Below are 24943 nucleotides of genomic sequence, written 5' to 3'. Positions count from 1 at the left end.
TCACTTTACCGTAGACCTTTTTGGGGGTTTATCGTTAAACGGATATGGATTATCGACAAACGGACATTCTGATGCCTGCGGAGCACATTCCAGAGAGTTTGCGGCAACTGTGTTATCTGCCACGGCCTTTATATGGTCAGGAACGCACCTTGCCCAATCAGGCGATTGCACGCCCTCATCGACATCCTTGGGTGCAGTTCTCTTATGCGCTGACGGGAGTGATTGAAGTTCGCACCGCCAGTGGGCGCTTCATGGCGCCGCCTCAGCAGGCGGTGTGGGTGCCTGCGGGCGTCGAACATGGGGTACGTAGCTCACCGGATGCCCAGATTCGTAGTCTTTATATTGATGTCAGCGCTTTGCCTGCCGCGCCCGAAGTGTGTCGGGTGGTTGTGGTGGACCGCTTGTTGCGCGAGCTGATTCGTGAATTCAGTCTGTTGCCCGTGCTGTACGAGCGTGAGGGTGCACAAGGCCGTCTGGTGCAGGTCTTGCTGGATCGGCTCTTGGCGGCACCTGAAAGCGGCCTGATTCTGCCCTGGCCTTCGGACCCACGCCTATTGCACGTGTGCGAGCAATTGCAGGCGCACCCCGCCGGGGATTGGAGTTTGCAGGATTTGGCAGAGCAGCAGGGCTTGTCAGAAAAGACCTTGAGCCGTCTGTTTCGCCAGCAAACCGGGCTAACGTTCCGTGTGTGGCGTCAGCGCCTGCGAGTCATGAGCGCCTTGCCCTTGCTGGAGCGGCAAGAGCGTGTGACGGATGTGGCGCTGGCCTGTGGCTATGAAAGCATGTCGGCCTTTGTAGCCGCTTTTCGGGATTTGATGGGTCAAACGCCTGGCGAGTTTTTTCGCCGTCCATTGGGCCCGCTGGATGAATAAGTCTGCACAAAATTGCAGAGCAGACGGTGGGCGTCGGGCGTGTCTTGAATAGGATCAGCCAGCGTTTGGGGATCAATGCCCTGGGCCCTCCAGTGTTCCGCTTTACGCAGCACGCAGTAACGCAGCAGGCCCGCAAAGAATTCGGGGTGAAACTGGATTGACCATTGCGAGGGGCCATAGCGCAGGATCTGATGCGGGTCGTGCGTTGAACTACCCAGGATTTCAACATGATCTGGCAAGCTCAGCACGCTTTGCTGGTGCGTGAGCAGGGCAGGGAACTGCATGGGCAGATTGGCCAGCAGCTCATGCTCATGAGCCTGCTCGGTCAATTGAATGGGCAAATATCCGACTTCGGCCCCTTTGGGATGGTAATCCACGCGCCCGCCCAAAGCGTGGGCCATGAGTTGATGCCCATAGCAAATACCCAATAAAGGCATTTGGGTCTGATAGCGCTCCCGAATCCAGGCGGCCAGATTCTCGCTCCAGTCCAGCCGGTCGGTCACCATGCTCCAGGAACCGCTAATCACAATCGGGTCGGGGCAGTCAGGTGGTGGCAAGGCCTTGTCCTGATGTACGCGCCAGGTATGGACATTCACATTCAAGGGCTGCAAGGCCCGCTTGAACCAGGCGTTCTGATTTCCAAAACGCTGTTCGACATCCGGGGGAGGAGAACCGGCTTGAAGAAAATGCACGTCCATCATGCTTGTCCCCGCAACAGACTCCACGTCGCCATACCCAGGCCAAGCATCAGCAGAGAGCCGACAACGTGGATAGCAATACCGCCCATGGCCCAGAGATAACGCTGCTGCATCATCAAGGTCATGATTTCGGCGGAGAAGGTAGAAAAGGTGGTCAGGCCGCCCAGAAAGCCCGTCATCACAAACATGCGCCAGCCTTCGTGACCCAGGCCCAGACCGCTGAAATAGGCCATGGCGATACCCATCAAATAGCCGCCAATCAAGTTAGCCAGCAAAGTACCGGGGGGCAGGGTAGGGAACAGGGCATTCAAGGCCTGACTTAAAAACCAACGCGCCAGTGCGCCCAGGGCGCCACCGGCGGCGATATACAGCATGGCTACGGGCATGGAGGGCCTTCAGGTAGGGGGCAAACTGTCAGCGAGCAGTCAGCCGGTCGCGATATATACCTTAGATAGCGTGTCATTATGCGCCTCTGTAGCTGAAAAGGCGACCTTGCCCAAAGCTCGGTAGCCAGCTAATGTAAGAGCGCAATTATCAGACGGACCGCCGTGAATTTCGGTTAGCCCGCCCTTTTTTGGAGACTTTGTGGTGAGTATTTACGATCAGGATTTGCCCCAGACAGACGCCAATTATCGTGTTTTGTCCCCGCTGGATTTCATCGAGCGCAGTGCTTTTGTCTACCCTGACTACCCGGCTCTGGTTTACGGGCCCGCCCAAGACGGCATCAAGATGAGCTGGTCGCAGCTTTATGCCCGTACCCGCCAATTGGGCAGTGCGCTGTCCAAGGCAGGCGTGGGCAAAGGCGATACCGTGGCCGTGATGCTGCCCAATACCCCTCCCATGGTGCAGGCGCACTTTGGCGTGCCCATGTGCGGTGCCGTGCTGAACACCTTGAATACCCGTCTGGATGCCAGCACCATTGCCTATATGCTCGATCACGGCGAAGCCCGTGCCGTGCTGGTGGATAGCGAGTTTGCCGCCGTCATGAAAGAGGCGCTGAGCCTGCGCGAAAGTAAAGAACCTATTCTGGTGATCGACGTGGTCGATACTTACTTCGACACGGGCTCGGAGCGCGTTGGTTCGCAGACCTATGAAGAATTTGTAGATGGTGGTGACCCTGATTACGACTGGCAATTGCCTGCCAATGAATGGGATGCCATTGCCCTGAACTACACCAGCGGCACAACCGGCAAGCCCAAAGGTGTGGTCTATCACCACCGTGGCGCGTATCTGGGTGCCTTGTCCAACGTCCTGGAATGGGACATGCCCAAGCATGCGGTCTATCTGTGGACCCTGCCCATGTTTCATTGCAATGGCTGGACGTTCCCGTGGGTGGTCGCCGCTCGTGCGGGCGTAAACGTCTGTTTGCGCAAGGTGGAAGCGCAGGCCATGGTGGACAATATGGTCGATTACGGCGTCACCCACTACTGTGGCGCGCCTATCGTGCATTCCCTGCTGGTCAATTCTGACGAAGCCTTGAAGTCCCGTCTGCCCAAGGGCGTATCGGCCATGGTGGCAGGCGCTGCACCACCGGCTACGATGATCGAAGGCATGGAGCGCATGGGCTTTGCACTGACCCACGTTTACGGCCTGACAGAAACCTATGGCCCCGCTTCGGTCTGTGCGCAGCATGCCCCGTGGGGCGAGCTGGATATTCAGGAGCGTGCCAAGCGCAATGCGCGCCAAGGGGTGCGCTACCACCTGCAAGGGGGCGTACAGGTTCTGGACCCGCACACGATGGAACCTGTTCCAGCAGACGGTGAGACCATGGGCGAGATCATGTTCCGTGGCAACATCACCATGAAGGGCTACCTGAAGAACGCCAAGGCTACAGAAGAATCTCTGGGTGGCGGCTGGTTCCACACAGGTGATCTGGCCGTGTGCGAGCCGGACGGTTATGTGCGCATCAAGGATCGCAGCAAGGACATCATTATTTCCGGGGGCGAGAACATCTCCTCTATCGAGATTGAGGACGTCATGTATCGCCATCCGGCCGTGCAAGCTGCCGCTGTGGTAGCCCAGCCCGACGAGCGTTGGGGCGAAGCTCCCCATGTTTATGTGGAACTGCGTCCCGGTGCGGAAGTCACGGTCGAGGAACTGCGGGCACATTGCCGACAGTACCTGGCTGGCTTTAAAATACCGCGACATTTCAGTTTTATGGAGTTGCCGAAAACGGCAACAGGTAAAATACAGAAATTCGCACTGCGTCAGCAGGCCAAGCAAGCCGCTTCGGACTGAACGTAGCGTTTTCTAAAAAGCACACAGGTCGCTTTAGGCGGCCTGTCTGCACTTAAGGTACAGGACGGTTAGGAATGCCATCTTTTGACGTTGTATCCGAGGTCAACACTCACGAACTGCGTAATGCAGTCGAACAAGCCAGCCGCGAGCTGGCTACCCGTTTTGACTTCAAAGGTACGGATGCCAAATTTGAACTTGAGGATGAAAACACCATTTTGCAATCGGCTCCCAGCGTGTTCCAGTTGGAGCAGATGATGCAGATTCTGCGTGGCCGTATTGCGGCTCGCGGTATTGATGTGCGCTGCCTGGACACCGAGAAGGTGTTGGAAAATGTGGCCGGTGCGCGTCAAAAGGTGAAAGTGCGACAGGGTCTGGACCAGCCTACGTCCAAGAAACTGATTGCCGCCATCAAGAACGCCAAGCTGAAAGTGGATACGCAGATTCAAGGCGAAAAACTGCGCGTAACTGGCAAGAAACGGGATGACTTGCAGGCTGCCATCGCTCTGTTGAAACAGACCGAAGTGGAACTGCCTTTGCAGTACGACAACTTCCGCGACTAAACCGAGTGAAACGGCACGGTGGCGGCGTGACGCTGCCGTGTATCTGCTATGAATTTACGAATTGAATTAATGCGTTTGCACGATCTGGGCCAGGTACTGGAAGTCCAGGCCGATGTGTACGACACAGATATTCTGGAGGACCGCAGCTTTTATCAGAACCGCCTGGATCTGGCGCCTGATAGCTGCTGGGTGGCACGTGATGCCGACAATCAATTGCAAGGTTATTTGGTGTCCTATCCTTGGGCGGGGCTCTTGCCGCCGTCTTTGGGCGATGCCCTGAACAGCCTGCCTTCGCCTGCGGACCAATGGTTTATTCATGACTGCGCGGTCATGCGCCGTGCGCAAGGGCGTGGTGTGGCCGGAGCCTTGTTGCAAGCTGGTCGCCGCTATGCCTGGCAGCGCGGTTTGCGCCGTTGCAGTCTGGTGTCTTTAGGCCCGGCAGTGGGTTATTGGCAGCGCCTGGGTTACAAGCCGATTGAAGGCGTACCTGAACCCGTGCTGGAAGCCAAGCTGCGTCAGTATGGTGAGCAAGCCAGTTTCATGGATTGTGTGGTGCGTCCTGATTGAGTTGTCCTTACCGGACAGCCAAGCTTCAGCTCTTGCGTCTGCAGTTCGAGTCGCCAAAAAAAAGCCGGGAATATCCCGGCTTTTTTACTTACGGGCGCAATCTATAGCCCGTTTTGAAGATCCAGCCCGCTACGGCAAGAAACACGCTTAAAAATAGCAGCGTCATGCCCAGGCTCAGCCACACATTCACATCGCCAAGATCAAAAAAGCTCCATCTAAACCCGCTGATCAGATATAGCACCGGGTTCAGCAAGGTCAGTTTTTGCCAGAACTCGGGCAGCATATCGATGGAATAGAAAGTGCCACCCAAAAAGGTCAGTGGCGTCAGAATCAGCATGGGCACGAATTGCAGCTTTTCAAAGTTATCGGCCCAGATACCGATAATGAAGCCCAAGAGGCTGAAGGTCAGCGCAGTCAGTGCCAGAAAACACAGCATCCAGATGGGGTGCGCAATGTCGTAGGGCACAAACAGCCGTGCTGTCACCAGAATGATGGCTGCTAAAAACAGGGATTTCGTGGCAGCGGCCCCGACAAAGGCCAAAGTCACCTCAAAGTGCGAAATAGGGGCAGACAGAATCTCGTAGATATTGCGGGTAAAGCGCGGAAAGTAAATTCCGAAGGCCGCATTGGAGACGCTATGGGTCAGCACCGACAGCATGGTTAGCCCAGGCACGATGAAGGCGCCGTAGGGCACCCCCCCGATTTCATTGATGCGATGGCCTATGGCCGCCCCGAACACCACAAAGTACAAGGCCGTGGAAATCACGGGGGCGACAATGCTTTGCAGCAGGGTGCGACGCGTGCGCGACATTTCGTAGCGGTAAATGGCCAGGATGGCGTACCAGTTCATGACTGTGCCCCTACAAATTCAACATAAATATCTTCCAGACTGCGCTCGCGGGTATGGATGTCGGTAATCGTCAAACCTGCCTGACCGATTGCGGCCAGCAAAGCGCTTAAATCATGTTCCTGTTCATGCTGGGTCAAGGGGTAGAGCAGGCTCATCCCGTCGGCTGTGGTTTGCAGCCCCAGTTCGTCCAGCGAGGCGGGCAGGGTGCCCAAGGGTTCGGCCAGACTCAGATTCAAGGTCTTGCCGCCCAGGCGACGCATCAGATTGTCTTTGGTTTCCACCAATTGCAGCGAACCTTTATTGATAAAGCCAATGCGGTCGGCCATTTCCTGCGCTTCTTCTATATAGTGCGTGGTCAAAATAATCGTGACGCCCTGGCTGCGCAGCCTTTTGACCAAGGCCCACATGCCTTGCCGCAAGGCGACGTCTACGCCAGCGGTAGGCTCGTCCAGAAACAGGATTTCCGGCTCGTGCGAGAGCGCCTTGGCAATCAACACGCGGCGTTTCATGCCGCCCGAGAGCGTAATCAAGGGGCTGTCTTTTTTATCCCAAAGTGACAGGTCTTTCAGGATTTGCTCGATCAGCGCCGGGTTGGGGGCTTTGCCAAACAGGCCGCGGCTGAAGCTGACGGTATTCCAGACCGTTTCAAACGAATCTGCGCTGAGCTCCTGCGGAACCAGGCCAATTTTCTGGCGGGCGCGCTTGTAGTCGGCGACATTGTCGGCACCGTCAACCAGCACCGTGCCGCTGCTGCGATTGACCAGCCCGCAGATAATGCTGATCAGTGTGGTTTTGCCTGCACCATTGGAGCCGAGCAAGGCAAAAATCTCGCCTCGCCGAATATCCAGGTCCAAAGAGTGCAGGGCATGATGACCGTTTGCGTATTGCTTGCTCAGGCCTCGAACACGCAAAATAGCGTGGGAATCAGGAGTGTTCTGCATAGACAGTAAAATGACCCTTTTGCTGTGCCGACAGGGTTTGAATAACGCAATGGATTTGACGATGCCAACTAGCTTACCACCGCAAACAGAGAGTGACGTTTTGAGTGATGCTCAGGCTATGGTTTTAGCCTTGGAGCAGGCTCAACTGGCGGCAAGCATAGGGGAAGTGCCGGTAGGGGCCGTACTATTGGATGCGGATGGCAGGCTGCTGTCCGTGGGCTCGAACCGCACGGTCTGTGATCACGATCCCACCCAGCATGCCGAGATCGTGGCCTTGCGGGCGGCGACGCGTAAAGTGGGTAATTACCGCTTGCCCGGTGCCAGTTTGTTCGTGACGCTGGAGCCTTGCATGATGTGTCTGGGCGCTTTGCTTCATGCCCGCTTGTCGCGTGTGGTCTGGGCCGCCGCCGACCCTAAAACCGGGGTTTGTGGCAGCGTGGAGTCCCTGCATTTGCATCCCACTCTGAATCATCACACCCGCGTGTCGGGTGGTTTGATGGCCGAGGATGCCGCCCAGGCCTTGCGTGATTTCTTTCGCGAGCGGCGCGAACAGAAGAAGTTGCAAAAGCAGGCTCAATCTGTCCAATCCCCGCTGGATGAGGCCCCGTAGTCTCGTTAAAATAGCAGCACTTTCTTTTCAAGGTTAATCATGAGCAGCCCCGAGCACGACCATCACCATCATCACCACGAGCATGGCGAATGCCATTGTGGGCAGCAGGACAGTTCGGGCATTTACTTGTTTTCGCCCTCCGGCCAGATCCTTGAACCCAAACGCCTGGAGCTGGCAAGCCAGCGCTTGAATCAGTTGGGCTTTGCAGTGGACATAGACCCGGACGCTCTGGCGGTGCACGAGCGCTTTGCCGGAACGGACGCCCAGCGTCTGGCCGCTGTGCAGCGCGCTTTGCAGCAGCCCCAGCCCATCGTGATGGCAACGCGGGGAGGCTATGGTTTGAGCCGCATTCTGGGCCAGATCGACTGGCGTGCAGTGGCCGATAGCGGCAAACGCTTTGTCGGCATGTCGGATTTCACGGCCTTCAATCTGGCCTTGCTGGCTCAGACGGGGGCGATCAGCTACACCGGCCCTACCGCGATTGCCGATTTCGGCGGCGACGAAACGGATGAGCTGACGACCGAGCTGTTTGGCGAATTGATGCGCGGCGAGCTGGAGCTGTTCAGTTTCGAGTCTGAGGATTCGGATGCGGTAGATGGTCACGGGATTCTGTGGGGGGGCAATCTGGCCCTGGTCTGCTCCTTGCTGGGCACACCGTACTTCCCCAATATCGACGGCGGTATCTTGTTCCTGGAAGACGTGGGCGAAGCCCCCTACCGGGTCGAGCGCATGTTGACGCAACTGTGGCATGCAGGTGTGCTCAATCGCCAAATGGCGGTCGTTCTGGGGCGTTTCACCGCCTATAAAACAGGCGCCAGCGATAACGGCTTTGACATGGATTCAGTCATACGCTGGTTGCGTGAAACCGTTAAGGTTCCTGTGGTGACGGGCCTGCCTTATGGGCATGTGGACGTGAAAGTCAGCCTGCCGGTGGGTAAGGAAGTAGGCCTGGCCACCGAGGACGGCATGGCTTATCTGGTCCTGGATGAGCACGAGCACTAACGGATTTCCCGGCTGCTTGATACACTACTGGGTTGAACTCAACCTTTTTCAAAGTACGTTTACGTGATCTCCACCGCTAATTTAACGATCCAGTTTGGTGCCAAGCCTTTATTTGAAAACGTCAGTGTCAAACTGGGCGGAGGCAACCGTTATGGCCTGATTGGTGCCAACGGGTCGGGCAAGTCTACCTTCATGAAAATCATTGGCGGCGACCTGGAGCCAAGCGGGGGTAATGTATCGCTGGACCCGGGCGTGCGTCTGGGCAAGCTGCGTCAGGACCAGTTTGCCTACGAAGAGCTGCGTGTGCTGGACGTGGTATTGATGGGCCACACCGAAATGTGGAGCACCATGCAAGAGCGTGATGCCATCTACGACAATCCGGAAGCCACCGAAGAAGACTATATGAAGGCCGCCGAGCTGGAGGCCCGTTTTGCCGAGTACGACGGCTATACCGCCGAAAGTCGCGCCGGTGAATTGCTGATGGGTCTGGAAATTCCGGTCGAACAGCACCAACTGCCCATGAGCGAAGTGGCTCCGGGCTGGAAGCTGCGTGTGCTGCTGGCGCAGGCCCTGTTCTCCAATCCCGACGTCCTGCTGCTGGACGAGCCCACCAACAACCTGGACATCAACACCATTCGTTGGCTGGAAGATGTGCTCAATAGCTACCAGAGCACCATGATCATCATCAGTCACGATCGTCACTTCCTGAACCAGGTGTGTACGCACATGGCTGACCTGGATTATGGCGAGTTGCGTGTCTACCCTGGCAACTACGACGACTACATGCTGGCTTCGGTGCAGTCGCGCGAACGCGTCATGGCGGCCAACTCCAAGGCTAAAGAGCGTATTGGCGAACTGCAGGACTTTGTGCGTCGTTTTGCTGCCAACAAGTCCAAGTCCCGTCAGGCAACCTCGCGTCTGAAACAGATTGGTCGCTTGAAAGCAGACACCATCGAGGTAAAACCCTCTTCGCGTCAGAACCCGTTTATCCGCTTTGAGCAGAAAAAAGTCCTGCACCGCCTGGCTGTCACCATCGAGGGCTTGAGCAAGTCCTACGATCATCCCATCATCAAGAATTTCTCGGCCATGATTGAAGCGGGCGAGAAAATCGCCATTGTGGGTGCGAACGGCGTGGGTAAAACCACCTTGCTGCGTTTGCTGGCCGGTAATCTTGCTCCGGATAGCGGTTCGGTCGTCTGGTCCGAAAACGCTGATATCGGCTACATGGCTCAGGACGTGTCGAACGAATTCGACACGGAAGACAATGTGTTCGACTGGGTCAGCCGTTTTCGTCAGGCTGGCGACGACGATCAGTCCTTGCGCTCGGTCTTGGGCCGCATGCTGTTCTCTGCTGACGACATCATCAAACCCGTGAAAGTGCTGTCTGGTGGCGAGAAAAACCGCATGACCTTCTCGCGTCTGATGCTGGGCCGTCACAACGTCATGTTGCTGGACGAACCGACCAACCACCTGGATATGGAATCGATTGAATCCTTGCAGATGGCCATGGAAAAGTTTGAAGGCACCTTGATCTTTGTGTCGCATGACCGGGAATTCGTGTCTGGTGTGGCTACCCGCATTATCGAAGTGATGCCGGAAGGCCGCCTGATCGATTACCGCGGTGGCTACGAAGACTACCTGGCCAGCCGCGAGCAGGACTGAGGCTAAGGGTGGCTGTCTTTACCCTGCGTGAGCCCACCCGCTTCGAGCAGGACATCAAAAAAAGCCGTTTTCTGGCACTGGCTGCTCCGGTAGACAGTGCCAGCCAAGCCTTGGCTTTTTTTCAAGCCCAGGGTGTACCCGATGCCACGCATAATTGCTGGGCCTACAAAATCGGGTCTGAATATCGCTTTAATGATGATGGTGAGCCCGGCGGGACGGCCGGGCGTCCTATTTTGCAAGCCATAGAAGGGCAGGATTGCGACCGGGTCGCGGTGCTGGTGATTCGCTGGTTTGGCGGCGTCAAATTGGGAACGGGTGGTCTGGTACGTGCCTATGGGGGCGTGGCCGCTCAATGCCTGCGTCTGGCTGACAAGCTGGAGCTGATTCCCATGGCCGCGTTGCGATGCCGTTGCTCCTTTGCGGATCTGGCGCTGGTTCAATCCCGTTTCGATGGTTTTGGCGTTCAGGTTCAGGACGAACAGTTCGACGGTGAAGGCGTGGCCTGGATTTTGAATTTGCCAGTCGAGCATAAAGCCGAGTTTCAGCAGGCTTTTATCAATATGACGCGTGGCCAGGGCGAGTGCGAGCCCCTGGAACAAGCCTGAATCGTCCACTATTCAAGAAGCAGGTCTGCAATGGACCTGTTCGTATGTCCTCATTCAGATAAGCGTACCTGGACGAAAAGGTATCTTTCCCAGACGATTGTCCCTCTGCGCCGTCCAGTACATGGCCATACTACCCATCTTTGATTCCTTCCAAGCCCACATCAAACTTGGGCTTATGATCGGGTTTAGTCCATCTTGTGGGTGTCTGCCATGTCTTACGAGATCTATGCCAGTCAGTGGCTTAATACTGCCGCGCCATTAAGTTTGGCGTCCTTGCGTGGCCGCGTGGTGGTGGTCACCGCGTTTCAGATGCTCTGTCCCGGCTGCGTTATCAATAGCCTGCCGCAAGCCAAGCAATTGGACACGCTGTTTTCGCGGGATGATTTGCGCATCATCGGTCTGCACAGCGTGTTCGAACATCACGATGTCATGGGCCCCGCCGCCTTGCAGGTGTTCGCCCACGAGTATCGGCTGAATTTCCCCATTGCCATTGATCAGGCCTCCGAGAGCGGCCCCTTGCCGCGCACCATGAAGGAGTGGGGCTTGGGCGGCACGCCTTCCACCATCATTTTTGATCGGGACGGCAAGTTGGCCTTGAAGGAGCTAGGTCATCTGGATGATTTGCGTCTAGGCGCGTTTGTGGGCCAGCTCATTGCCCGTCAAACAAGCGCTCAGGACAAGAGTCAGGAAACCGTGCAAGCCGCTGTCGGGATGGATGGAACCCAGGCTGGTGGACCACGGTGTACCTATTAAGTTTTTTGCTGAAAAGGGTGTGTCATGAAGATTGCTGTGTTTGATACCTATGTCGTGCGTCCCGATGGGCGTCGCATGCACTTTGATATTTTGGTCAGCGATGAGGCCAAGGATATGGACAAGGTCTTGAGCTATGGTCAACGCTATCTGGCGGCCAAAGGGGTGAATGTGGAAAGTTTCACGTCCCGCGAATGCCGCTTTTGCCATACCGAAATGGCTTCCGCGCCGGTAGAGAACGAAATCAAGCGTAGTGGTTTTGCCATTATCGAGCTGGAAAACTGCGAGTAAATCAGCTTCAGGCATAAAAAAACGCCAGACAGTCTGTCTGGCGTTTTTTCTGAAACCGGACTAATCAAGCCTGGTCAGGCTGCTGATTTTGCTGGGCTGCAATTTCAGCGTGAACCTTTTCCATGTCCACGGCCTGGACTTGTTCGATCAGATCGTCCAGTTGGGCGGCCGACAAGGCACCGGCTTGCGAGAACAGCAAGACGTTCTCACGGAAAACCATCAGCGTAGGAATGGAGCGAATGCGCAGGCCAGCGCTCAGTTCCTGCTCTTCTTCCGTGTTGACCTTGCCAAAGGTGACGCCTGGGTGTTTGGCGGCGGCTGCGTCAAAGACGGGAGCAAATTGGCGGCATGGACCGCACCAGGGAGCCCAGAAATCGATGATCAGGGGCTTGCCGTCTTCTACCGCAGCCTGGAATGTTTCTTCGTTCAGTTCGACGATGCTCATGGGGGAGCCTCCGCAATAAAAAAGCGGCTGATGATGCTCAGCCGCTTTGTTAAACATGTAATTAGTGTACTCGCTTTCCAGACAGCCCTAAAGCGCCAAACCAGTTTGCTGTAGGGTTTTTCATTCCGTAGCGATTGCGTACTTGATCACAAACAAGATGGCGACAATCAGTGTGGCCAGGTGGATACTGCGCCAGCGGCCGGTTGCCAGTTTCAGGATCACGTAGCTGATAAAGCCGAAGGCCAGACCGTTCGCAATCGAGTAGGTGAAGGGCATGGTGAAGGCAGCCAGGGCAGCAGGTACAGCCTCGGTCATGTCGTCCCATTTCACTTCGGTGATTTCACGCATCATCAGGCAAGCCACGTACAGCAAGGCAGGAGCCGTGGCGTAACCGGGAACTGTGGCGGCCAGCGGCGAGAAGAACAGCGCCAGCAAGAACAGCACGCCAATCGTCAGTGCGGTCAGACCGGTGCGCCCACCCGCTTGCACACCCGAGGCGCTTTCCACATAGGCGGTGGTGCTGCTGGTACCCAGCATGGAACCGGCCACAATGGCGGTACTGTCAGCCAGAAGGGCTCGGCCCAGACGGTTGGGTTTGCCTTCTTCGATCAGGCGGGCACGTTTGGCTACCCCGATCATGGTGCCGGTGGCGTCAAACACTTCGACCAGAACCAGAACCAGAATCACGTGGACAAAACCGGTGTGCAGGGCACCCATGATGTCCAGTTGCATGAAGGTGGGCATCAGCGAAGGAGGGGTGGAGACCACGCCGCCAAAGGCACTATGCCCGGTCAGCATGGACAGAATAGTCACCGCCAGAATACCGATCAGAATGGCACCACGTACTTTCAGCGCATCCAGGGCGGCAATAATAAAGAAGCCCAGAATCGCGTACAGCGCAGCGGGTTGCGTCAGATCACCCAGACCAATCTTGGTGGCAGGGTGGGCGACCACAATGCCCGAGTTCATCAGGGCGATCAGGCCCAGGAACATGCCAATACCGGCTGCAATCGCGCTTTGCAGGGATTTGGGGATACCCCGAATTAGCCAGGACCGGATGCCGGTTACCGTCAGAATCAGGAAGATCACGCCGGAAATAAAGACCGCGCCCAGGGCCTGCTGCCAGGTATAGCCCAGGGTGGCGACAACGGTGAAGGCAAAGAAGGCGTTCAGGCCCATGCCCGGCGCCATGCCGATAGGCCAGTTGGCCACAAAGGCCATGATGAAGGTGCCCAGAGCAGCGGCCAAGCAGGTGGCTACAAAAATGGCATTGCGATCCATTCCTGTGGACGACAGGATGTCTGGATTCACAAAAATAATGTAGGACATGGTCAGGAAGGTAGTGATACCCGCCAGAACCTCGGTACGAACGTTGGTGCCATGCTCAGAGAGTTTGAAGAGACGTTCAAACATGGGCAGCCTCCTTGTGATTATTAGGCGATCGGAGCGTGAAATTATCGATGCGGGATTTTAACCACGACTGTGCCACTGCGTCGCCCCCCTTTGTCGCGATGTATCGGCACAACCCAGACACTATCAGCTTATTCACGCAAGGGGATAAATTCCTATTTTCCCCAATACAGCAGGCTAAAATAGCGCCATGAATATTCTTGGATTTGAAAGTTCCTGCGATGAAACCGGCGTTGCGCTGGTTAGTACGGAACATGGGCTCTTGGCCCATGCCTTGCACAGCCAGATTGCCATGCACCGTGAATACGGTGGAGTGGTGCCTGAACTGGCATCCCGCGACCATATCCGCCGGGTGTTGCCGTTGACGCGGCAGGTGTTGGCTTCTTGCAATATGCAGTTGGATCAGGTCGATGCTATCGCCTACACCGCAGGCCCAGGTTTGGCCGGGGCCTTGCTGGTGGGAGCCAGTGTGGCGCAATCGATTGCCTGGTCGTTGAAGAAACCGACCATTGCCATTCATCACCTGGAAGGTCATTTGCTCTCGCCTTTATTGGCCGAGCCGCGCCCGGAGTTTCCATTTGTGGCCCTGCTGGTCTCGGGTGGCCATACGCAGTTGATGCGGGTGGATGGAGTGGGCCAGTACGAACTGTTGGGTGAGACGCTGGACGATGCCGCCGGTGAGGCCTTCGATAAAAGCGCCAAACTGATGGGGCTGGGCTATCCCGGTGGCCCGGCCTTGTCGCGTCTGGCCGAGCAGGGCGACGCCACCGTCTACGATCTGCCGCGCCCCATGTTGCATAGCAAGGATCTGGACTTCAGCTTTAGTGGCTTGAAAACAGCCGTGCTGACACGCTTGCGCAAGCTGGAAGCGGAAGAGGGCGGGATTTCTGAACAGCAACGTGCTGATCTGGCCGCTGCCACCGAAGCCGCTATTGTGGATGTGCTGGCCGCTAAAGCTATCAAGGCCTTGAAGCAAACGGGCTTGAAGCGTCTGGTGGTGGCCGGAGGTGTGGGTGCCAACCGCCACTTGCGTGCTTATTTGCAAAAAGCCGTGGCACGTTTGAAGGGCGAGGTGTTTTTTCCGCCGCTGGAATTCTGTACCGATAACGGTGCCATGATTGCGTTTGCGGCGGCGATGCGGGTCAAGCATGGATTAGCAAGCCTGGATGACAGCAGCCATGGCTTTGCCATCCGGCCCCGCTGGGATTTGGCCTGTGTGAATCAGCCTGTATCCCAGCAAGAGTCCTAGGGCCTACTTCTTTTTGGAGCCAATCTTGCTTTCTGTGCCGGTCATCAGGCGACGGATGTTTTCCTGGTGACGCCATAGCAAGAAGGCGCTGATCAGAACAAAGGCCGTGGCAATTGACGCATTCATGGGCCAGGCGACCTTGGCACCCAGCAGGTAAAACAAGGGGACGAAAATGGCACTGATGATAGCCGCCAGGGACGAGTAGCGGCTGACATAGGCAATAATCAGCCAGGTGGCTACCGTTGCTAAAGCCAGCCAGGGCAGCAGGGCCAGGATGACGCCTATGGCCGTCGCCACGCCCTTGCCACCCTTGAAGCCTAGAAAGACAGGGTAGAGATGGCCCAGAAAGGCAAAGAAAGCGCTGATACCCAGCAAGCTGACGGGCCATCCCCAAAGGCTGATCGCTTGTTGGGTTAGAAAGACAGCCAGCCAGCCTTTGAAGGCATCGCCCAACAAGGTCAGAATGGCTGCTTTTTTATTGCCGCTACGTAGTACATTAGTGGCTCCCGGATTTTTCGAACCAAAGGTGCGAGGGTCTTGCAAGCCCATGATCTTGCTGACGATTACGGCAAACGGCAGTGATCCCAGCAAATAGGACAAGAGGGCGACAAGCGGGGCGGCCACAGCGAAAGAAACGGCGTTCATGAGGATTGAGCTCCACAATTATTGTTGCGCGGATTCTACCGGCCTTGCAGCAAAATACCAAAGGCAGCGGGTACAATTTGCTACCCCTGTTAGATTTTTAACGGAAAAGAAAAGCATGCGTATTCTGGTCTCCAACGATGATGGCTATACAGCAGCCGGTATCGAGGCTTTGTATGAAGCCTTGCAAGGACTGGGCGAGCTGACTGTCATTGCACCCGAGACCAATTGCAGTGGTGCCAGCAATTCCCTGACCTTGAATCGTCCTTTGTCGCTGCGCCAGGCCAGCAATGGTTTTTATTTTGTTAATGGTACACCGTCCGATTGCGTCCACGTGGCCCTGACCGGCTTGCTGGATTTTCGCCCGGACCTGATTGTGTCCGGCATTAATAATGGCGCCAATATGGGTGATGACACCTTGTATTCAGGCACTGTGGCGGCGGCGATGGAAGGTCATTTGTTTGGTATTCCTGCGATTGCCTTTTCCTTGATCGAGCGTGGCTGGAAAAACCTGGATAGTGCGGCTCGCGTCGCCCGCGATTTGGTCGAGCGTTGCCAGAAGCAGCCCTTGGCTGCGAATACTTTGCTGAACGTCAATATTCCCTGCCTGCCTTACGAGGCCTTGAAGGGCACGCAAGTAACCCGCCTGGGCAAGCGTCATCCTTCGGAGCCTGTCGTGAAAAGCCAGACGCCGTATGGCGAGCCGGTGTATTGGATTGGCCGTGTGGGCGGGGTGTCGGATAGCGATCACGGCACAGATTTCGGTGCTGTCGAGCAGGGCGCTGTGTCGATTACGCCCTTGCGCGCGGACTTGACCCATCACGAGCAACTGGCGGGTTTGCGGGACTGGGTGCAATGACAAGTAAACCAGGCAAGCGCTACCCCTTTGCGGACGGCACACGGAACCGGTTTGGCAAGTCCAGCCTGGGCAGTGGTCTGTCGGCCAGCAACAGCAATACACGTATTGTGCAACGGGGGCAGTTACAACCGACACCGTCGGCCGGTTTGTCACCGCAAGTGTCAACAAGTGTCAACCTGGGTTTGAACTCGGAACGCTCGCGTGGCATGATGATCGAGCGCTTGCGCCGACAGGGGATTAGCGACGAAAGAGTGCTGGCTGCCATGCAGGCAGTGCCGCGCCATCAGTTTGTTGATCAGGGTTTGGCCAGTCGGGCCTATGAAGATGATGCCTTGCCCATTGGCTTTGCGCAGACCATCTCCCAGCCTTGGGTTGTGGCCCATATGATCAGTCTGGTGTGTGACCAGAAAATACCGAACAAGGTGCTGGAAGTCGGTGCGGGATGTGGTTATCAGGCCGCTGTTTTGGCACAATTAGTCAAAGAAGTGTATGCCGTAGAACGTATCAAGGGATTATGCGATATGGCCCGCGATCACATGCGTCAATTAGGCCTGTCGCAACGTGCCCGCATAATGTTTGGTGACGGAATGCAAGGTTACCCTGCGGCAGCCCCGTATGATGCTATTGTTGTGGCGGCAGCCGGTCCAGTCATTCCTAGAAGCTTATTGGAACAATTAACATTGGGGGGGCGACTGATTGCCCCCGAAGGTACGACTCAACAGCGCCTGGTTTTGGTGGAACGCACCGGACAGGCTACTTGGCGTCGTGAAGAACTTGATGCGGTTCGCTTCGTGCCGATGCGAGCCGGAACCCAGATTTAGTCAGATATTCTCAGGAGATTTATATGCAGCATGCAGTCAGGTTACCGTTAACCGCTGCTTCCACCGGTACACAGTGGTTCTTGACGCCCCGTCAGTGCCTGGTGGCGGCTGTGGTCACCAGTACCCTGCTGGCTGGTTGTGCAAGCCGTAACGAGCGTGCCCCAGTCACTGACCTGAGTTCTTCTTCGGCGGCGGGCAGCGTCAGCACTGCGACGGGTACCTATGTGGTCCGTCCTGGCGATACGCTGTACAAAATCGCCCAGGCGCACGGCATGGACGTGAACTCGCTGATCCAGTTGAACCAGATTACCGATCCTTCCATGCTGCGCGTGGGTCAAACCTTGCGTCTGGATGGCAATACCTCGATGGCGGCAGTCAACACTCGCCCAGCCGGTAGCGGTGGCACACAGACCTCGCCCGTCAGTCCGGCCACTCCGGTCAAGACTGAAACGCCCGTGTCTGCGCCTCGCGCCAGTGACGCTGCCCTGATCGCCTGGGGCTGGCCTGCCAGTGGCAAGATCATTCAGGGTTTCAATGCCTCGACCAAGGGTATTGATATTGAAGGCAAGGTGGGCGATCCCGTGGTTGCTGCTGCCGATGGCAAGATCATGTATGCCGGTAACGGTGTACGCGGTTTAGGCTCCATGGTTCTGGTCGGTCACAGCAATGGCTTTATTACGGCCTATGCTCACAACAGCACCTTGCACGTCAAAACCGGCCAGCAAGTGACTAAGGGTCAGCGTATTGCGGATCTGGGTCAGTCTGACACCACCTCGCCACGACTGCACTTCGAGATTCGTCGCTCCGGCACGCCGGTGAACCCGATCTCGTATCTGCCTACGCGTTAATCACGGTATCTGGACTGAAAAAAGCGGCTTCTGGCCGCTTTTTTTATGTGTCGTATTTGGCCGCTTGGGGTGAAATGGCTCGTTTAAAGGTGATTGGCTCCCAGCTTGGACGGCCACGCCTCTTGTTCAGCTCGGGTAGCAGGGATTTCATCGTGTTACCGAACCGCTATTGCCGTGTTCTGCTTGTTTTTACCCGTTGTGCTGAATGCTCATTGTAAAATCAGCGATTCGCCATCGTTTGCAGCAATGCAACTGCGCCATTCTGCTTGGCAGGACGCTTATTTAGGTTTTTATCGAATGTCTGACGTATTGTTAATTGAATCGCTGGATCTGGAAGGGCGCGGCGTCGCTCATAAAGACGGCAAAGTGGTGTTTGTGGAAGGCGCCTTGCCCGGCGAGGAAGTGCTGGCCGAGACCGTGCGCTCCAAGGATTCTTACGATAAAGCTCGCATGACGGCTTTGTTGAAAGCCTCGTCGCAGCGTGCCGAGCCTCCCTGTCCCAACTTCGGTGTCTGTGGCGGCTGTGCCATGCAGCACCTGGAGCCCTCTGCCCAGGTTGCCGTCAAGCAACGTGTACTGGAAGATTCTTTAGGCCACATCGGCAAGGTCAAGCCAGGCCGGGTGTTGGCCCCTTTGCATGGCCCTTACTGGGGCTACCGTTATCGCGCCCGTTTCTCCATGCGCTACGTGCCTAAAAAGGGTGGGGTGCTGGTCGGTTTCCGTGAAAAGAATGGCCGCTACGTGGTGGACATGACGGAATGTCGTGTCTTGCCTGCCAAGGTATCCGCCTTGCTGGAGCCATTGCGCTCCTGTCTGGCAGGCCTGTCCCGCCCGGACCGTTTGCCGCAGATTGAGCTGGCCATGGGTGACAAGATCACCACCTTGACCTTGCGCCATATGGAGCCTTTGACGGGTGAAGATATTCAACGCCTGCAAGACTTTGGCCAAGAGCACGATATTAGCTGGTGGTTGCAGCCCAAGGGCCCTGAAACAGCGCACCCTTTGTTGCGTGAGGATGCGGACAAACTGGCTTACGCCTTGCCCGAATTTGATTTGCGCATGCCGTACCGGCCAACGGACTTTACGCAGGTCAACCACGATATCAATCGCAGCTTGATCTCGCGTGCACTGACCTTGCTGGATGTGAAGCCTGAGCATCGTGTGGCTGACTTGTTCTGCGGTCTGGGTAACTTCAGTCTGCCTTTGGCACGTCGTGCAGCGGAAGTGGTCGGGATCGAGGGTAGCACTACCCTGACCGAACGTGCCGGTGAAGCGGCCTTGGCTCACGATTTGCAGGACAAGGCAAAATTCACCACGCTGAATCTGTTTGAAGTGGATGTGCAGTGGCTGCGCGATCTGGGACATTTTGATCGCATGTTGATTGACCCCCCACGTGATGGTGCTTTCGCTGTGGCAACTGCATTGGCACAGTTGGAAAAGCACGAACGCCCCGAGCGTCTGGTGTATGTGTCCTGTAGCCCAGGCACCCTGGCTCGTGATGCGGGTGTATTGGTTCACCAAGGTGGTTACACGCTGGAATCGGCCGGTGTGGTGAATATGTTCCCGCACACCGCGCACGTGGAATCGATTGCGGTTTTCACACGCTAAGTACAGCCAGGCAGGCTTGATATAAAACGCCCCGCAAATTGGACAGAGTTCCAGTTTGCGGGGCGTTTTGTTTTTTCAGGGTGGCTTTGCCAGCTCGTTCGCCCAAGGTGCTGCTGCCTTCAATGCCGACCAATTCGGCGGTATCACGTTTTAAAAGCTGGCTGAAAGATCAGTCGTGTTCTGGTGCTTTTCTCCAGATTTGGGCATGAGCCAGCCTGTGTCCGTGACAAGGCAGCAGGTAGCTATATATGCTTTTTATCACCGCGTTTGAAGGCTAGGCAGGCTGATCGGGTTTGTGTGTTTGATTCGGTCCGTTGCTGGTTTCACCGCTGGGTGACAGGTGTCGCCGCTTTCCCCGCATGGGCAATCAAGCCATCCTGTATTAGCTCCATCATCATTTTGAATACCTGCTCGGATTGCAGATGTACAAAACGCGGCAGAATCTGGCGCAGCATAGGCACGTCATCGGCAGGCCACTGCTCCAGTTCCTTCAGCTCTTCCTCGGTCACTGGCCGTATCAGCCCGCCCAGCTCTCCTTGAATCAAGCCGTAGAGGGCGGCGTACCAGCCTACACAGGCGGCGGGAATTTCGGCGTCGCTCAAGCCGCCATCGCGCAAGGCTCGGTACACCTGCTCAAGAACTAGATAGTCCGCCTTGCCCGTATTCAGAAACCGCTGCATCTGCCTGAAGGTCTGCGGGTGGCCCAAGGCCAGTTCGCGGTACTGTCGGGCCAGCTCATAAAGTCGCTTTGTCCACGACAAGCTGGTGTCTACCGCCTGGATGCGCCCCGTCAAATAATCCGCCATGGCACGCAACAAGCCTTCTTTGGACTTGAAGTGATAGAGCACGGCCATCGGATCGCAGCCGACTCGCTCCCCCAGTTTGCGTAAAGAAAAGCCGCTGTCTCCGGCTTCCTCCATCAAGGTGACGGCGGCGATGACCAGCTCGTCCTTGTTCAATTTACGTGTACGCGTGGAGGGTGCTTGGGCCAATAGAGTTCCTTTGTCGAGCCAGATAGCGGAAAGGGCAGATTTGCCAAGTTTAACTCTACAGAGTAGAATGAATTAATTCTACAGCGTAGAAGAAGATCGTTCCACCCCGTTTTTACGACGCGGTGTTGATAACGAGACAGAACGGAACGCCGCGTTGACGGGGCGTCACCGGAGCATTCCGCTCTGTGATCCAGGCGGCCAAAAGGCCGTGACAGACACAGGACATTTATGCTTATTTCTAAACCCACTCTTTTAAACGATGTTTCCAGCGCAGAGAGCCTGCTGGTCAGTAATCCCCGATTATGGAACTGGCGACAAGGTCATCTGAACGAGGCCGTCGCGCCCGCGACGTATTACGAAGCATCGCTTGCCCCCTGGAACCGCTTTGATCCTCTACAAGCCGACACGCAATGTGATGTGCTGGTCGTGGGTGGTGGTTTGCTGGGCGCGTCTACCGCCCTGCACCTGGCCCGTTCCGGTCTGGATGTGGTGCTGGTGGAAAAAGACAGTATCGGCTCCGCGGCATCAGGCCGTAATGGTGGCCAGTTAACACCCGGCCTGGCCCGTTGGGAGGCCGCCGACATGATCGCCCATCTCCCTTTGGATGAGGCTCGTCGCTTGTGGCGTTTTGCTTCCCACGAAGCTATGGATCTGCTCGATCAGATTGCCCAGGATTACGAACTGGATTTTGATCGTCGTCGTGGTCATTTGACGGCGGCCGTTCATGCAGGCCATATGGGTGCTCTGGTAGAGGGGGCGGATGCCCGCCGCTATCTGGGCGATACCAGTGTGGAAATCGTGGGCAGTTACGAGCTGGAGCAGGAAATCCGCTCGCCGCTGTATCACGGTGCGGTCGTGGATACCTTGGGTGGTCAACTTCACCCTTTGGCCTTGTTGCGTGGTCTGGTTTACGGCCTGGTTCAACATGGCGGGCGCGTCTTTGAAGGCAGCCCCGTCGAGGAAATTGAGCAGACTGAGCAGGGCGCCCTGGCTATCACCCCCGGCGGGACGATTTTGGCGCGCCAGGCCTTGGTCCTGGCGGTGCATGACACCACATCGCAGTTTTTGCCGACCCAGTCCAATACCACTGTGCCGTTCTACACCTATGTCGGTGTGACTGAGCCCTTGGAATGCCCAGTCAGCGAGCTTTTGCCAACGGATCGCGCGGTGTATGACACGCAGTTCCAGATCGACTATTACCGTGCTGTGCGCCAGAACCGCCTGTTGTTTGGTGGGCAAGGTACGGGTACAAGCTGGTCCCCCGAGCGCATCAACGATTACTTGCTGGAGCGTATCCAGACCGTGTTTCCACAGTTGGAGCAGGTGCAGTTGGAGTTTTCCTGGAGCGGTATCAGTGACTTCACCCTGAACGGTGCCACGGACTCGCGCAAGACCGAGGATGCGGTTCCCGTGTACATGGTGCATGGCTGGAGTGGTCACGGCGTGGCACAAACCGTGCGTATTGGTAAAGCCATTAGTGATGATGTGATGGGTCGCAACGAGGATTTCGCCATGTTGACGGACATTACCCACCGCAGCATTCCTTTGGGCCACCAGTTATCGGGTCTGGCGATCCCTGTGGTCAAGGCGGCCATCGGCATGATGAGCGCGATGAACCCCGGTCGTCTGGTGTCTTTCTAAGTCCGTTTTCAAGCCCCTATTTAGCAGCGCTGACTAGGGCAAGCCCTTACTTGTTTTCGATCCTGATTGCTTTACATTGTGATTTCCTATTTGTATTGGCTTCAATATTTTAGGTTCATAAGAATTTTCAGTATCATAAAAACAAGGGACAGATATGCAGAAAGGGCTTGTTCGTACCGGGGTTGCGGCCGCTGGTTTGATCTTGGGTTTGACGTGGGCACCGGCCCACGCGCAGGTGCAGTCGGTAGAGGTGATGCGCGACAGCTATGGCGTGCCGCACGTCTTTGCCGACAGCCACTATGGCTTGTATTACGGCTATGGTTATGCGGTCGCCCAAGATCGTCTTTTCCAGATGGATATGGCGCGCCGCTCCTTTGTAGGTACGACTGCAGCCGTTCTGGGCCCTGGTGAGCAGGATGTCTACGTCAAGTACGACATGCAGGTACGGCAGAACTTCACCCCGGCTTCCATACAGCGGCAGATCGCGGCCTTGTCCAAGGACGAGCGCGACATTTTTCGTGGCTATGCCGATGGCTATAACGCCTATCTGGAGCAGGTGCGACGACGTCCTGAACTGCTGCCCAAAGAATATGTAGATTTTGATTTCCAGCCCGAGCCGCTGACTGACTTTGATGTGGTCATGATCTGGGTGGGCTCCATGGCCAATCGCTTCTCGGACACGAATCTGGAAGTGACCGCTTTGGCCATGCGTCAGTCGCTGGAAAAACAGCATGGGCCTGAACGCGGGCGAGCCTTGTTTGATGAGTTGTTGTGGGTGAATGACCCGACGGCACCGACTACGGTTCCTGCCTTGAACACAGAGCACAAACCACAGGCGCAAGCCGATGTGCAGAATCTGGCTCAGGTTTCCACGAAATTATTGGCTACAGAACTGGAGCGTCAGGACAAATCCTGGGGCGGTCGAGGCCCGGATTTTGCCCCCAAGGCCAGTAACCTCTGGAGTACCCGACCCGAGCGTGTTCAGGGCGGTTCCACGGTGCTGATTAATGGTCCGCAGTTTGGCTGGTATAACCCGGCGTACACCTACGGTATCGGCCTGCATGGTGCAGGCTTTGATGTGGTGGGCAATACACCGTTCGCCTATCCGATTGTTCTGTTCGGCACGAATAGCGACATTGCCTGGGGGGCAACTGCCGGTCCACAGGACGTGGTGGACATGTATCAGGAAAAGTTGAATCCGGCACGTGCCGATCAGTACTGGTTCAACAATGCCTGGCATACCATGGAGCAACGCAAGGAGCTGATCAAGGTTCGCGGCCAGGCTGATCGGGAAATGACGATCTGGCGTACGGTGCACGGCCCGGTAATGCAGTTTGATAAAGAGCAGGGCGCAGCCTACAGCAAAAAACGTAGCTGGGACGGCTACGAAGTACAGTCGCTGCTGGCCTGGTTGAATGTTGCCAAGGCTCGCAACTGGACGGAGTTTCTGGATCAAGCCAGCAAGATGGCGATTTCCATTAACTGGTATTACGCCGACAAGCACGGCAATATCGGCTATGTCTCGCCTGCCTTCTTGCCCCAGCGTCCCGCTGACCAGGATATTCGCGTGCCTGCCAAAGGCGATGGCAGCATGGAATGGCAAGGCATCAAGAGCTTCGAGGCGATTCCCAAAGCCTACAATCCGCCCCAAGGCTATCTGGTCAACTGGAACAATAAACCTGCACCGGACAAGACCAACACGGATACCTATTACTGGACCTATGGCGACCGCATGAACGAGCTGGCCAGCCAGTACCAGCAGAAAGACGTATTCAGCGTGCAGGAGATCTGGGCATTCAACAAGAAGGCGTCTTATAGCGATGTGAACTGGCGCTACTTCCGTCCGCATCTGGAAAAGCTGGCGCAAAGTCTGCCTGCCAATGATGGCAGTAAAGCCGCGTTGACGACCTTGCTGGCCTGGGATGGCATGGAGCGCGATCAGGATGGGCACAATGCCGGAGCGGCGCGTGTCCTGTTTAAAACCTGGCTGGAGGAAATGTACAAGCAGGTCTTGATGCCGGTCGTGCCTGAATCGCATCGCGCCATGTATAGCCAGACTGGTTTTGCCACGCAGCAAGGCCCCAACCCCGGTTCGATCAACTTGAGCATGGGCACCAAGGTTCTGTTGCGTGCCTTGGCCCTGGAAGCCCATCCTGATCCCAAGCGTGTGAATGTTTTTGGTGAGCGTTCCTCTCAGGAAATCATGCACACGGCTTTGCAAAATGCGCAGGCTCGTTTGAGCCAGGAGCAAGGCACTCAGATGGAACGCTGGACTATGCCGACGTCGGTGCATCGCTTCAGTGACAAGAACTTCACAGGAACCCCGCAAACGACTTCGGGCAATACCTTTGCCTTTTCCGGCTATCAGAACCGTGGCACGGAAAACAACCGTGTGGTGTTTGATACCCAGGGCGTGGAGTTCTGCGATGCCATGCCGCCCGGCCAAAGTGGATTCACGGATCGTAATGGCGTGCGCAGCCCGCATTACGAGGATCAGTTGAAGTTGTATGAGAACTTCGAGTGCAAGACGATGGATGTGACGCACTCGGACATTCGCCGCAATGCGCAAAGCAGCACGATGCTGCTGATTCAGCCTCAGCCATAACAATGAGTGCGGCACCTGCACTTTGGGGCGGTGCCGCTTCTTCGATCGTTGCTGGAGGGTTTAGCAGGCCAGGAGAGGTAGTGAGGAAAGGTAGCTTTCCAGTATCAGCAGCTAAGCTGTGTACGAAGACTAAGATGCAAATCCAGGCAGGCAGGATTGGAAGTAGGTCGAAGCGGT

General features: G+C 56.2%; 25 protein-coding genes. 17 read left to right on the top strand and 8 right to left on the bottom strand.

Annotated features, from left to right (window positions below; translation table 11 throughout):
* Positions 1 to 44 precede the first annotated feature (44 nt).
* A complete protein-coding gene (locus tag JYG33_RS05280) occupies positions 45 to 872 on the top strand; it encodes a helix-turn-helix transcriptional regulator (protein WP_207874979.1) in 828 nt (275 codons plus the stop codon).
* Here JYG33_RS05280 and JYG33_RS05275 read toward each other — a convergent pair.
* Entirely contained in the window at positions 821 to 1573 is a 753-nt protein-coding gene (locus JYG33_RS05275) for a glutamine amidotransferase (protein ID WP_207874978.1), read from the bottom strand. The two genes, JYG33_RS05280 and JYG33_RS05275, sit on opposite strands and share 52 nt — an antisense overlap.
* Complete coding sequence (crcB, locus tag JYG33_RS05270; RefSeq protein WP_207874977.1) at positions 1570 to 1956, bottom strand: fluoride efflux transporter CrcB; 387 nt, start codon at positions 1954 to 1956, stop codon at positions 1570 to 1572. The genes JYG33_RS05275 and crcB overlap by 4 nt, the downstream gene beginning before the upstream one ends.
* A 199-nt stretch (positions 1957 to 2155) precedes the next feature.
* Between crcB and JYG33_RS05265 the strand changes: the two genes are divergently transcribed.
* From JYG33_RS05265 to JYG33_RS05255, 3 genes are all read left to right on the top strand, one after another.
* Positions 2156 to 3808, top strand: a complete 1653-nt coding sequence (locus tag JYG33_RS05265; RefSeq protein WP_207874976.1) for an acyl-CoA synthetase — start codon at positions 2156 to 2158, stop codon at positions 3806 to 3808.
* A gap of 74 nt (positions 3809 to 3882) precedes the next feature.
* Complete coding sequence (locus JYG33_RS05260) at positions 3883 to 4368, top strand: YajQ family cyclic di-GMP-binding protein (protein WP_108727566.1); 486 nt, start codon at positions 3883 to 3885, stop codon at positions 4366 to 4368.
* 69 nt (positions 4369 to 4437) lie between these two features.
* Positions 4438 to 4935: a GNAT family N-acetyltransferase gene (locus JYG33_RS05255; protein ID WP_207875738.1), complete on the top strand. Its 498-nt coding sequence runs from the start codon at positions 4438 to 4440 to the stop codon at positions 4933 to 4935.
* An 88-nt stretch (positions 4936 to 5023) separates the two neighbouring features.
* Here the strand turns inward: JYG33_RS05255 and JYG33_RS05250 are convergent, their stop codons facing one another.
* Positions 5024 to 5785: an ABC transporter permease gene (locus JYG33_RS05250; RefSeq protein ID WP_207874975.1), complete on the bottom strand. Its 762-nt coding sequence runs from the start codon at positions 5783 to 5785 to the stop codon at positions 5024 to 5026.
* Positions 5782 to 6726 (bottom strand): ABC transporter ATP-binding protein, encoded by a 945-nt coding sequence (locus JYG33_RS05245; protein ID WP_207874974.1) that lies wholly within the window; start codon positions 6724 to 6726, stop codon positions 5782 to 5784. The genes JYG33_RS05250 and JYG33_RS05245 overlap by 4 nt, the downstream gene beginning before the upstream one ends.
* 61 nt (positions 6727 to 6787) lie before the next feature.
* Here JYG33_RS05245 and tadA point away from each other — a divergent pair, with 61 nt between their 5' ends.
* From tadA to JYG33_RS05215, 6 genes are all read left to right on the top strand, one after another.
* Entirely contained in the window at positions 6788 to 7336 is a 549-nt protein-coding gene (gene tadA / locus JYG33_RS05240; RefSeq protein WP_207874973.1) for a tRNA adenosine(34) deaminase TadA, read from the top strand.
* A gap of 39 nt (positions 7337 to 7375) precedes the next feature.
* Positions 7376 to 8338: an LD-carboxypeptidase gene (locus tag JYG33_RS05235; RefSeq protein ID WP_207874972.1), complete on the top strand. Its 963-nt coding sequence runs from the start codon at positions 7376 to 7378 to the stop codon at positions 8336 to 8338.
* 63 nt (positions 8339 to 8401) lie between these two features.
* Positions 8402 to 10000, top strand: coding sequence for an ABC-F family ATPase (locus JYG33_RS05230; protein ID WP_207874971.1), 1599 nt, complete (start codon positions 8402 to 8404; stop codon positions 9998 to 10000).
* 8 nt (positions 10001 to 10008) lie between these two features.
* Positions 10009 to 10605, top strand: a complete 597-nt coding sequence (locus JYG33_RS05225) for a YigZ family protein (RefSeq protein ID WP_207874970.1) — start codon at positions 10009 to 10011, stop codon at positions 10603 to 10605.
* A gap of 210 nt (positions 10606 to 10815) precedes the next feature.
* Positions 10816 to 11358 (top strand): redoxin family protein, encoded by a 543-nt coding sequence (locus JYG33_RS05220; RefSeq protein WP_207874969.1) that lies wholly within the window; start codon positions 10816 to 10818, stop codon positions 11356 to 11358.
* Positions 11359 to 11382: 24 nt separating this feature from the next.
* On the top strand, positions 11383 to 11646 hold the full coding sequence (locus JYG33_RS05215) for a DUF2024 family protein (RefSeq protein WP_207874968.1): 264 nt from the start codon (positions 11383 to 11385) through the stop codon (positions 11644 to 11646).
* A 64-nt stretch (positions 11647 to 11710) separates the two neighbouring features.
* Here JYG33_RS05215 and trxA read toward each other — a convergent pair whose 3' ends face one another.
* Positions 11711 to 12091: a thioredoxin gene (gene trxA / locus JYG33_RS05210; RefSeq protein WP_207874967.1), complete on the bottom strand. Its 381-nt coding sequence runs from the start codon at positions 12089 to 12091 to the stop codon at positions 11711 to 11713.
* A gap of 120 nt (positions 12092 to 12211) precedes the next feature.
* Entirely contained in the window at positions 12212 to 13504 is a 1293-nt protein-coding gene (locus JYG33_RS05205; RefSeq protein ID WP_207874966.1) for an NCS2 family permease, read from the bottom strand.
* A gap of 187 nt (positions 13505 to 13691) precedes the next feature.
* Between JYG33_RS05205 and tsaD the strand changes: the two genes are divergently transcribed.
* Positions 13692 to 14750 carry a tRNA (adenosine(37)-N6)-threonylcarbamoyltransferase complex transferase subunit TsaD gene (tsaD, locus tag JYG33_RS05200; protein ID WP_207874965.1) on the top strand — a complete coding sequence of 353 codons (1059 nt, stop codon included), beginning with the start codon at positions 13692 to 13694 and terminating at the stop codon, positions 14748 to 14750.
* Between the two features lie 3 nt (positions 14751 to 14753).
* Here tsaD and plsY read toward each other — a convergent pair whose 3' ends face one another.
* The gene (gene plsY, locus JYG33_RS05195; protein ID WP_207874964.1) at positions 14754 to 15395 is read right to left on the bottom strand and encodes a glycerol-3-phosphate 1-O-acyltransferase PlsY; all 642 of its coding nucleotides are present in this window, start codon (positions 15393 to 15395) and stop codon (positions 14754 to 14756) included.
* Positions 15396 to 15510: 115 nt separating this feature from the next.
* Here plsY and surE point away from each other — a divergent pair, with 115 nt between their 5' ends.
* The 4 genes from surE (at position 15511) to rlmD (ending at position 19528) form a co-directional block, all read left to right on the top strand.
* Complete coding sequence (gene surE / locus JYG33_RS05190; protein ID WP_207874963.1) at positions 15511 to 16251, top strand: 5'/3'-nucleotidase SurE; 741 nt, start codon at positions 15511 to 15513, stop codon at positions 16249 to 16251.
* Positions 16248 to 17072 carry a protein-L-isoaspartate(D-aspartate) O-methyltransferase gene (locus JYG33_RS05185; RefSeq protein WP_207874962.1) on the top strand — a complete coding sequence of 275 codons (825 nt, stop codon included), beginning with the start codon at positions 16248 to 16250 and terminating at the stop codon, positions 17070 to 17072. The genes surE and JYG33_RS05185 overlap by 4 nt, the downstream gene beginning before the upstream one ends.
* A 23-nt stretch (positions 17073 to 17095) precedes the next feature.
* Positions 17096 to 17920, top strand: coding sequence for a peptidoglycan DD-metalloendopeptidase family protein (locus tag JYG33_RS05180; RefSeq protein ID WP_207874961.1), 825 nt, complete (start codon positions 17096 to 17098; stop codon positions 17918 to 17920).
* A 297-nt stretch (positions 17921 to 18217) separates the two neighbouring features.
* Positions 18218 to 19528, top strand: coding sequence for a 23S rRNA (uracil(1939)-C(5))-methyltransferase RlmD (gene rlmD / locus JYG33_RS05175; RefSeq protein WP_243430277.1), 1311 nt, complete (start codon positions 18218 to 18220; stop codon positions 19526 to 19528).
* A gap of 323 nt (positions 19529 to 19851) precedes the next feature.
* Here rlmD and JYG33_RS05170 read toward each other — a convergent pair whose 3' ends face one another.
* Positions 19852 to 20520 carry a TetR/AcrR family transcriptional regulator gene (locus JYG33_RS05170; RefSeq protein ID WP_207874960.1) on the bottom strand — a complete coding sequence of 223 codons (669 nt, stop codon included), beginning with the start codon at positions 20518 to 20520 and terminating at the stop codon, positions 19852 to 19854.
* A 228-nt stretch (positions 20521 to 20748) separates the two neighbouring features.
* Between JYG33_RS05170 and JYG33_RS05165 the strand changes: the two genes are divergently transcribed.
* Complete coding sequence (locus JYG33_RS05165) at positions 20749 to 22161, top strand: FAD-binding oxidoreductase (protein ID WP_207874959.1); 1413 nt, start codon at positions 20749 to 20751, stop codon at positions 22159 to 22161.
* 154 nt (positions 22162 to 22315) lie between these two features.
* On the top strand, positions 22316 to 24766 hold the full coding sequence (locus JYG33_RS05160) for a penicillin G acylase (RefSeq protein ID WP_207874958.1): 2451 nt from the start codon (positions 22316 to 22318) through the stop codon (positions 24764 to 24766).
* The last annotated feature ends 177 nt before the right edge of the window (positions 24767 to 24943 follow it).

Origin of the sequence: Alcaligenes sp. SORT26 (genome assembly GCF_017377875.1) — a bacterium.
In the GTDB taxonomy this organism is placed as follows: domain Bacteria; phylum Pseudomonadota; class Gammaproteobacteria; order Burkholderiales; family Burkholderiaceae_B; genus Alcaligenes; species Alcaligenes parafaecalis.
Note: the sequence above shows the minus strand (reverse complement) of the source record. Positions and strands in the feature narration are given on the sequence as shown.

What these genes read in the sequence shown, in the direction of transcription:
- trxA (WP_207874967.1), bottom strand. Translation starts at nt 12,091, where the DNA reads ATGAGCATCGTCGAACTGAACGAAGAAACATTCCAGGCTGCGGTAGAA.
- JYG33_RS05220 (WP_207874969.1), top strand. Translation starts at nt 10,816, where the DNA reads ATGTCTTACGAGATCTATGCCAGTCAGTGGCTTAATACTGCCGCGCCA.
- JYG33_RS05275 (WP_207874978.1), bottom strand. Translation starts at nt 1,573, where the DNA reads ATGATGGACGTGCATTTTCTTCAAGCCGGTTCTCCTCCCCCGGATGTC.
- JYG33_RS05260 (WP_108727566.1), top strand. Translation starts at nt 3,883, where the DNA reads ATGCCATCTTTTGACGTTGTATCCGAGGTCAACACTCACGAACTGCGT.
- JYG33_RS05165 (WP_207874959.1), top strand. Translation starts at nt 20,749, where the DNA reads ATGCTTATTTCTAAACCCACTCTTTTAAACGATGTTTCCAGCGCAGAG.
- tadA (WP_207874973.1), top strand. Translation starts at nt 6,788, where the DNA reads ATGCCAACTAGCTTACCACCGCAAACAGAGAGTGACGTTTTGAGTGAT.
- rlmD (WP_243430277.1), top strand. Translation starts at nt 18,218, where the DNA reads ATGTCTGACGTATTGTTAATTGAATCGCTGGATCTGGAAGGGCGCGGC.
- crcB (WP_207874977.1), bottom strand. Translation starts at nt 1,956, where the DNA reads ATGCCCGTAGCCATGCTGTATATCGCCGCCGGTGGCGCCCTGGGCGCA.
- JYG33_RS05245 (WP_207874974.1), bottom strand. Translation starts at nt 6,726, where the DNA reads ATGCAGAACACTCCTGATTCCCACGCTATTTTGCGTGTTCGAGGCCTG.
- tsaD (WP_207874965.1), top strand. Translation starts at nt 13,692, where the DNA reads ATGAATATTCTTGGATTTGAAAGTTCCTGCGATGAAACCGGCGTTGCG.
- JYG33_RS05250 (WP_207874975.1), bottom strand. Translation starts at nt 5,785, where the DNA reads ATGAACTGGTACGCCATCCTGGCCATTTACCGCTACGAAATGTCGCGC.
- JYG33_RS05215 (WP_207874968.1), top strand. Translation starts at nt 11,383, where the DNA reads ATGAAGATTGCTGTGTTTGATACCTATGTCGTGCGTCCCGATGGGCGT.
- JYG33_RS05255 (WP_207875738.1), top strand. Translation starts at nt 4,438, where the DNA reads ATGCGTTTGCACGATCTGGGCCAGGTACTGGAAGTCCAGGCCGATGTG.
- JYG33_RS05180 (WP_207874961.1), top strand. Translation starts at nt 17,096, where the DNA reads ATGCAGCATGCAGTCAGGTTACCGTTAACCGCTGCTTCCACCGGTACA.
- surE (WP_207874963.1), top strand. Translation starts at nt 15,511, where the DNA reads ATGCGTATTCTGGTCTCCAACGATGATGGCTATACAGCAGCCGGTATC.
- JYG33_RS05205 (WP_207874966.1), bottom strand. Translation starts at nt 13,504, where the DNA reads ATGTTTGAACGTCTCTTCAAACTCTCTGAGCATGGCACCAACGTTCGT.
- JYG33_RS05235 (WP_207874972.1), top strand. Translation starts at nt 7,376, where the DNA reads ATGAGCAGCCCCGAGCACGACCATCACCATCATCACCACGAGCATGGC.
- JYG33_RS05185 (WP_207874962.1), top strand. Translation starts at nt 16,248, where the DNA reads ATGACAAGTAAACCAGGCAAGCGCTACCCCTTTGCGGACGGCACACGG.
- plsY (WP_207874964.1), bottom strand. Translation starts at nt 15,395, where the DNA reads ATGAACGCCGTTTCTTTCGCTGTGGCCGCCCCGCTTGTCGCCCTCTTG.
- JYG33_RS05160 (WP_207874958.1), top strand. Translation starts at nt 22,316, where the DNA reads ATGCAGAAAGGGCTTGTTCGTACCGGGGTTGCGGCCGCTGGTTTGATC.
- JYG33_RS05280 (WP_207874979.1), top strand. Translation starts at nt 45, where the DNA reads ATGGATTATCGACAAACGGACATTCTGATGCCTGCGGAGCACATTCCA.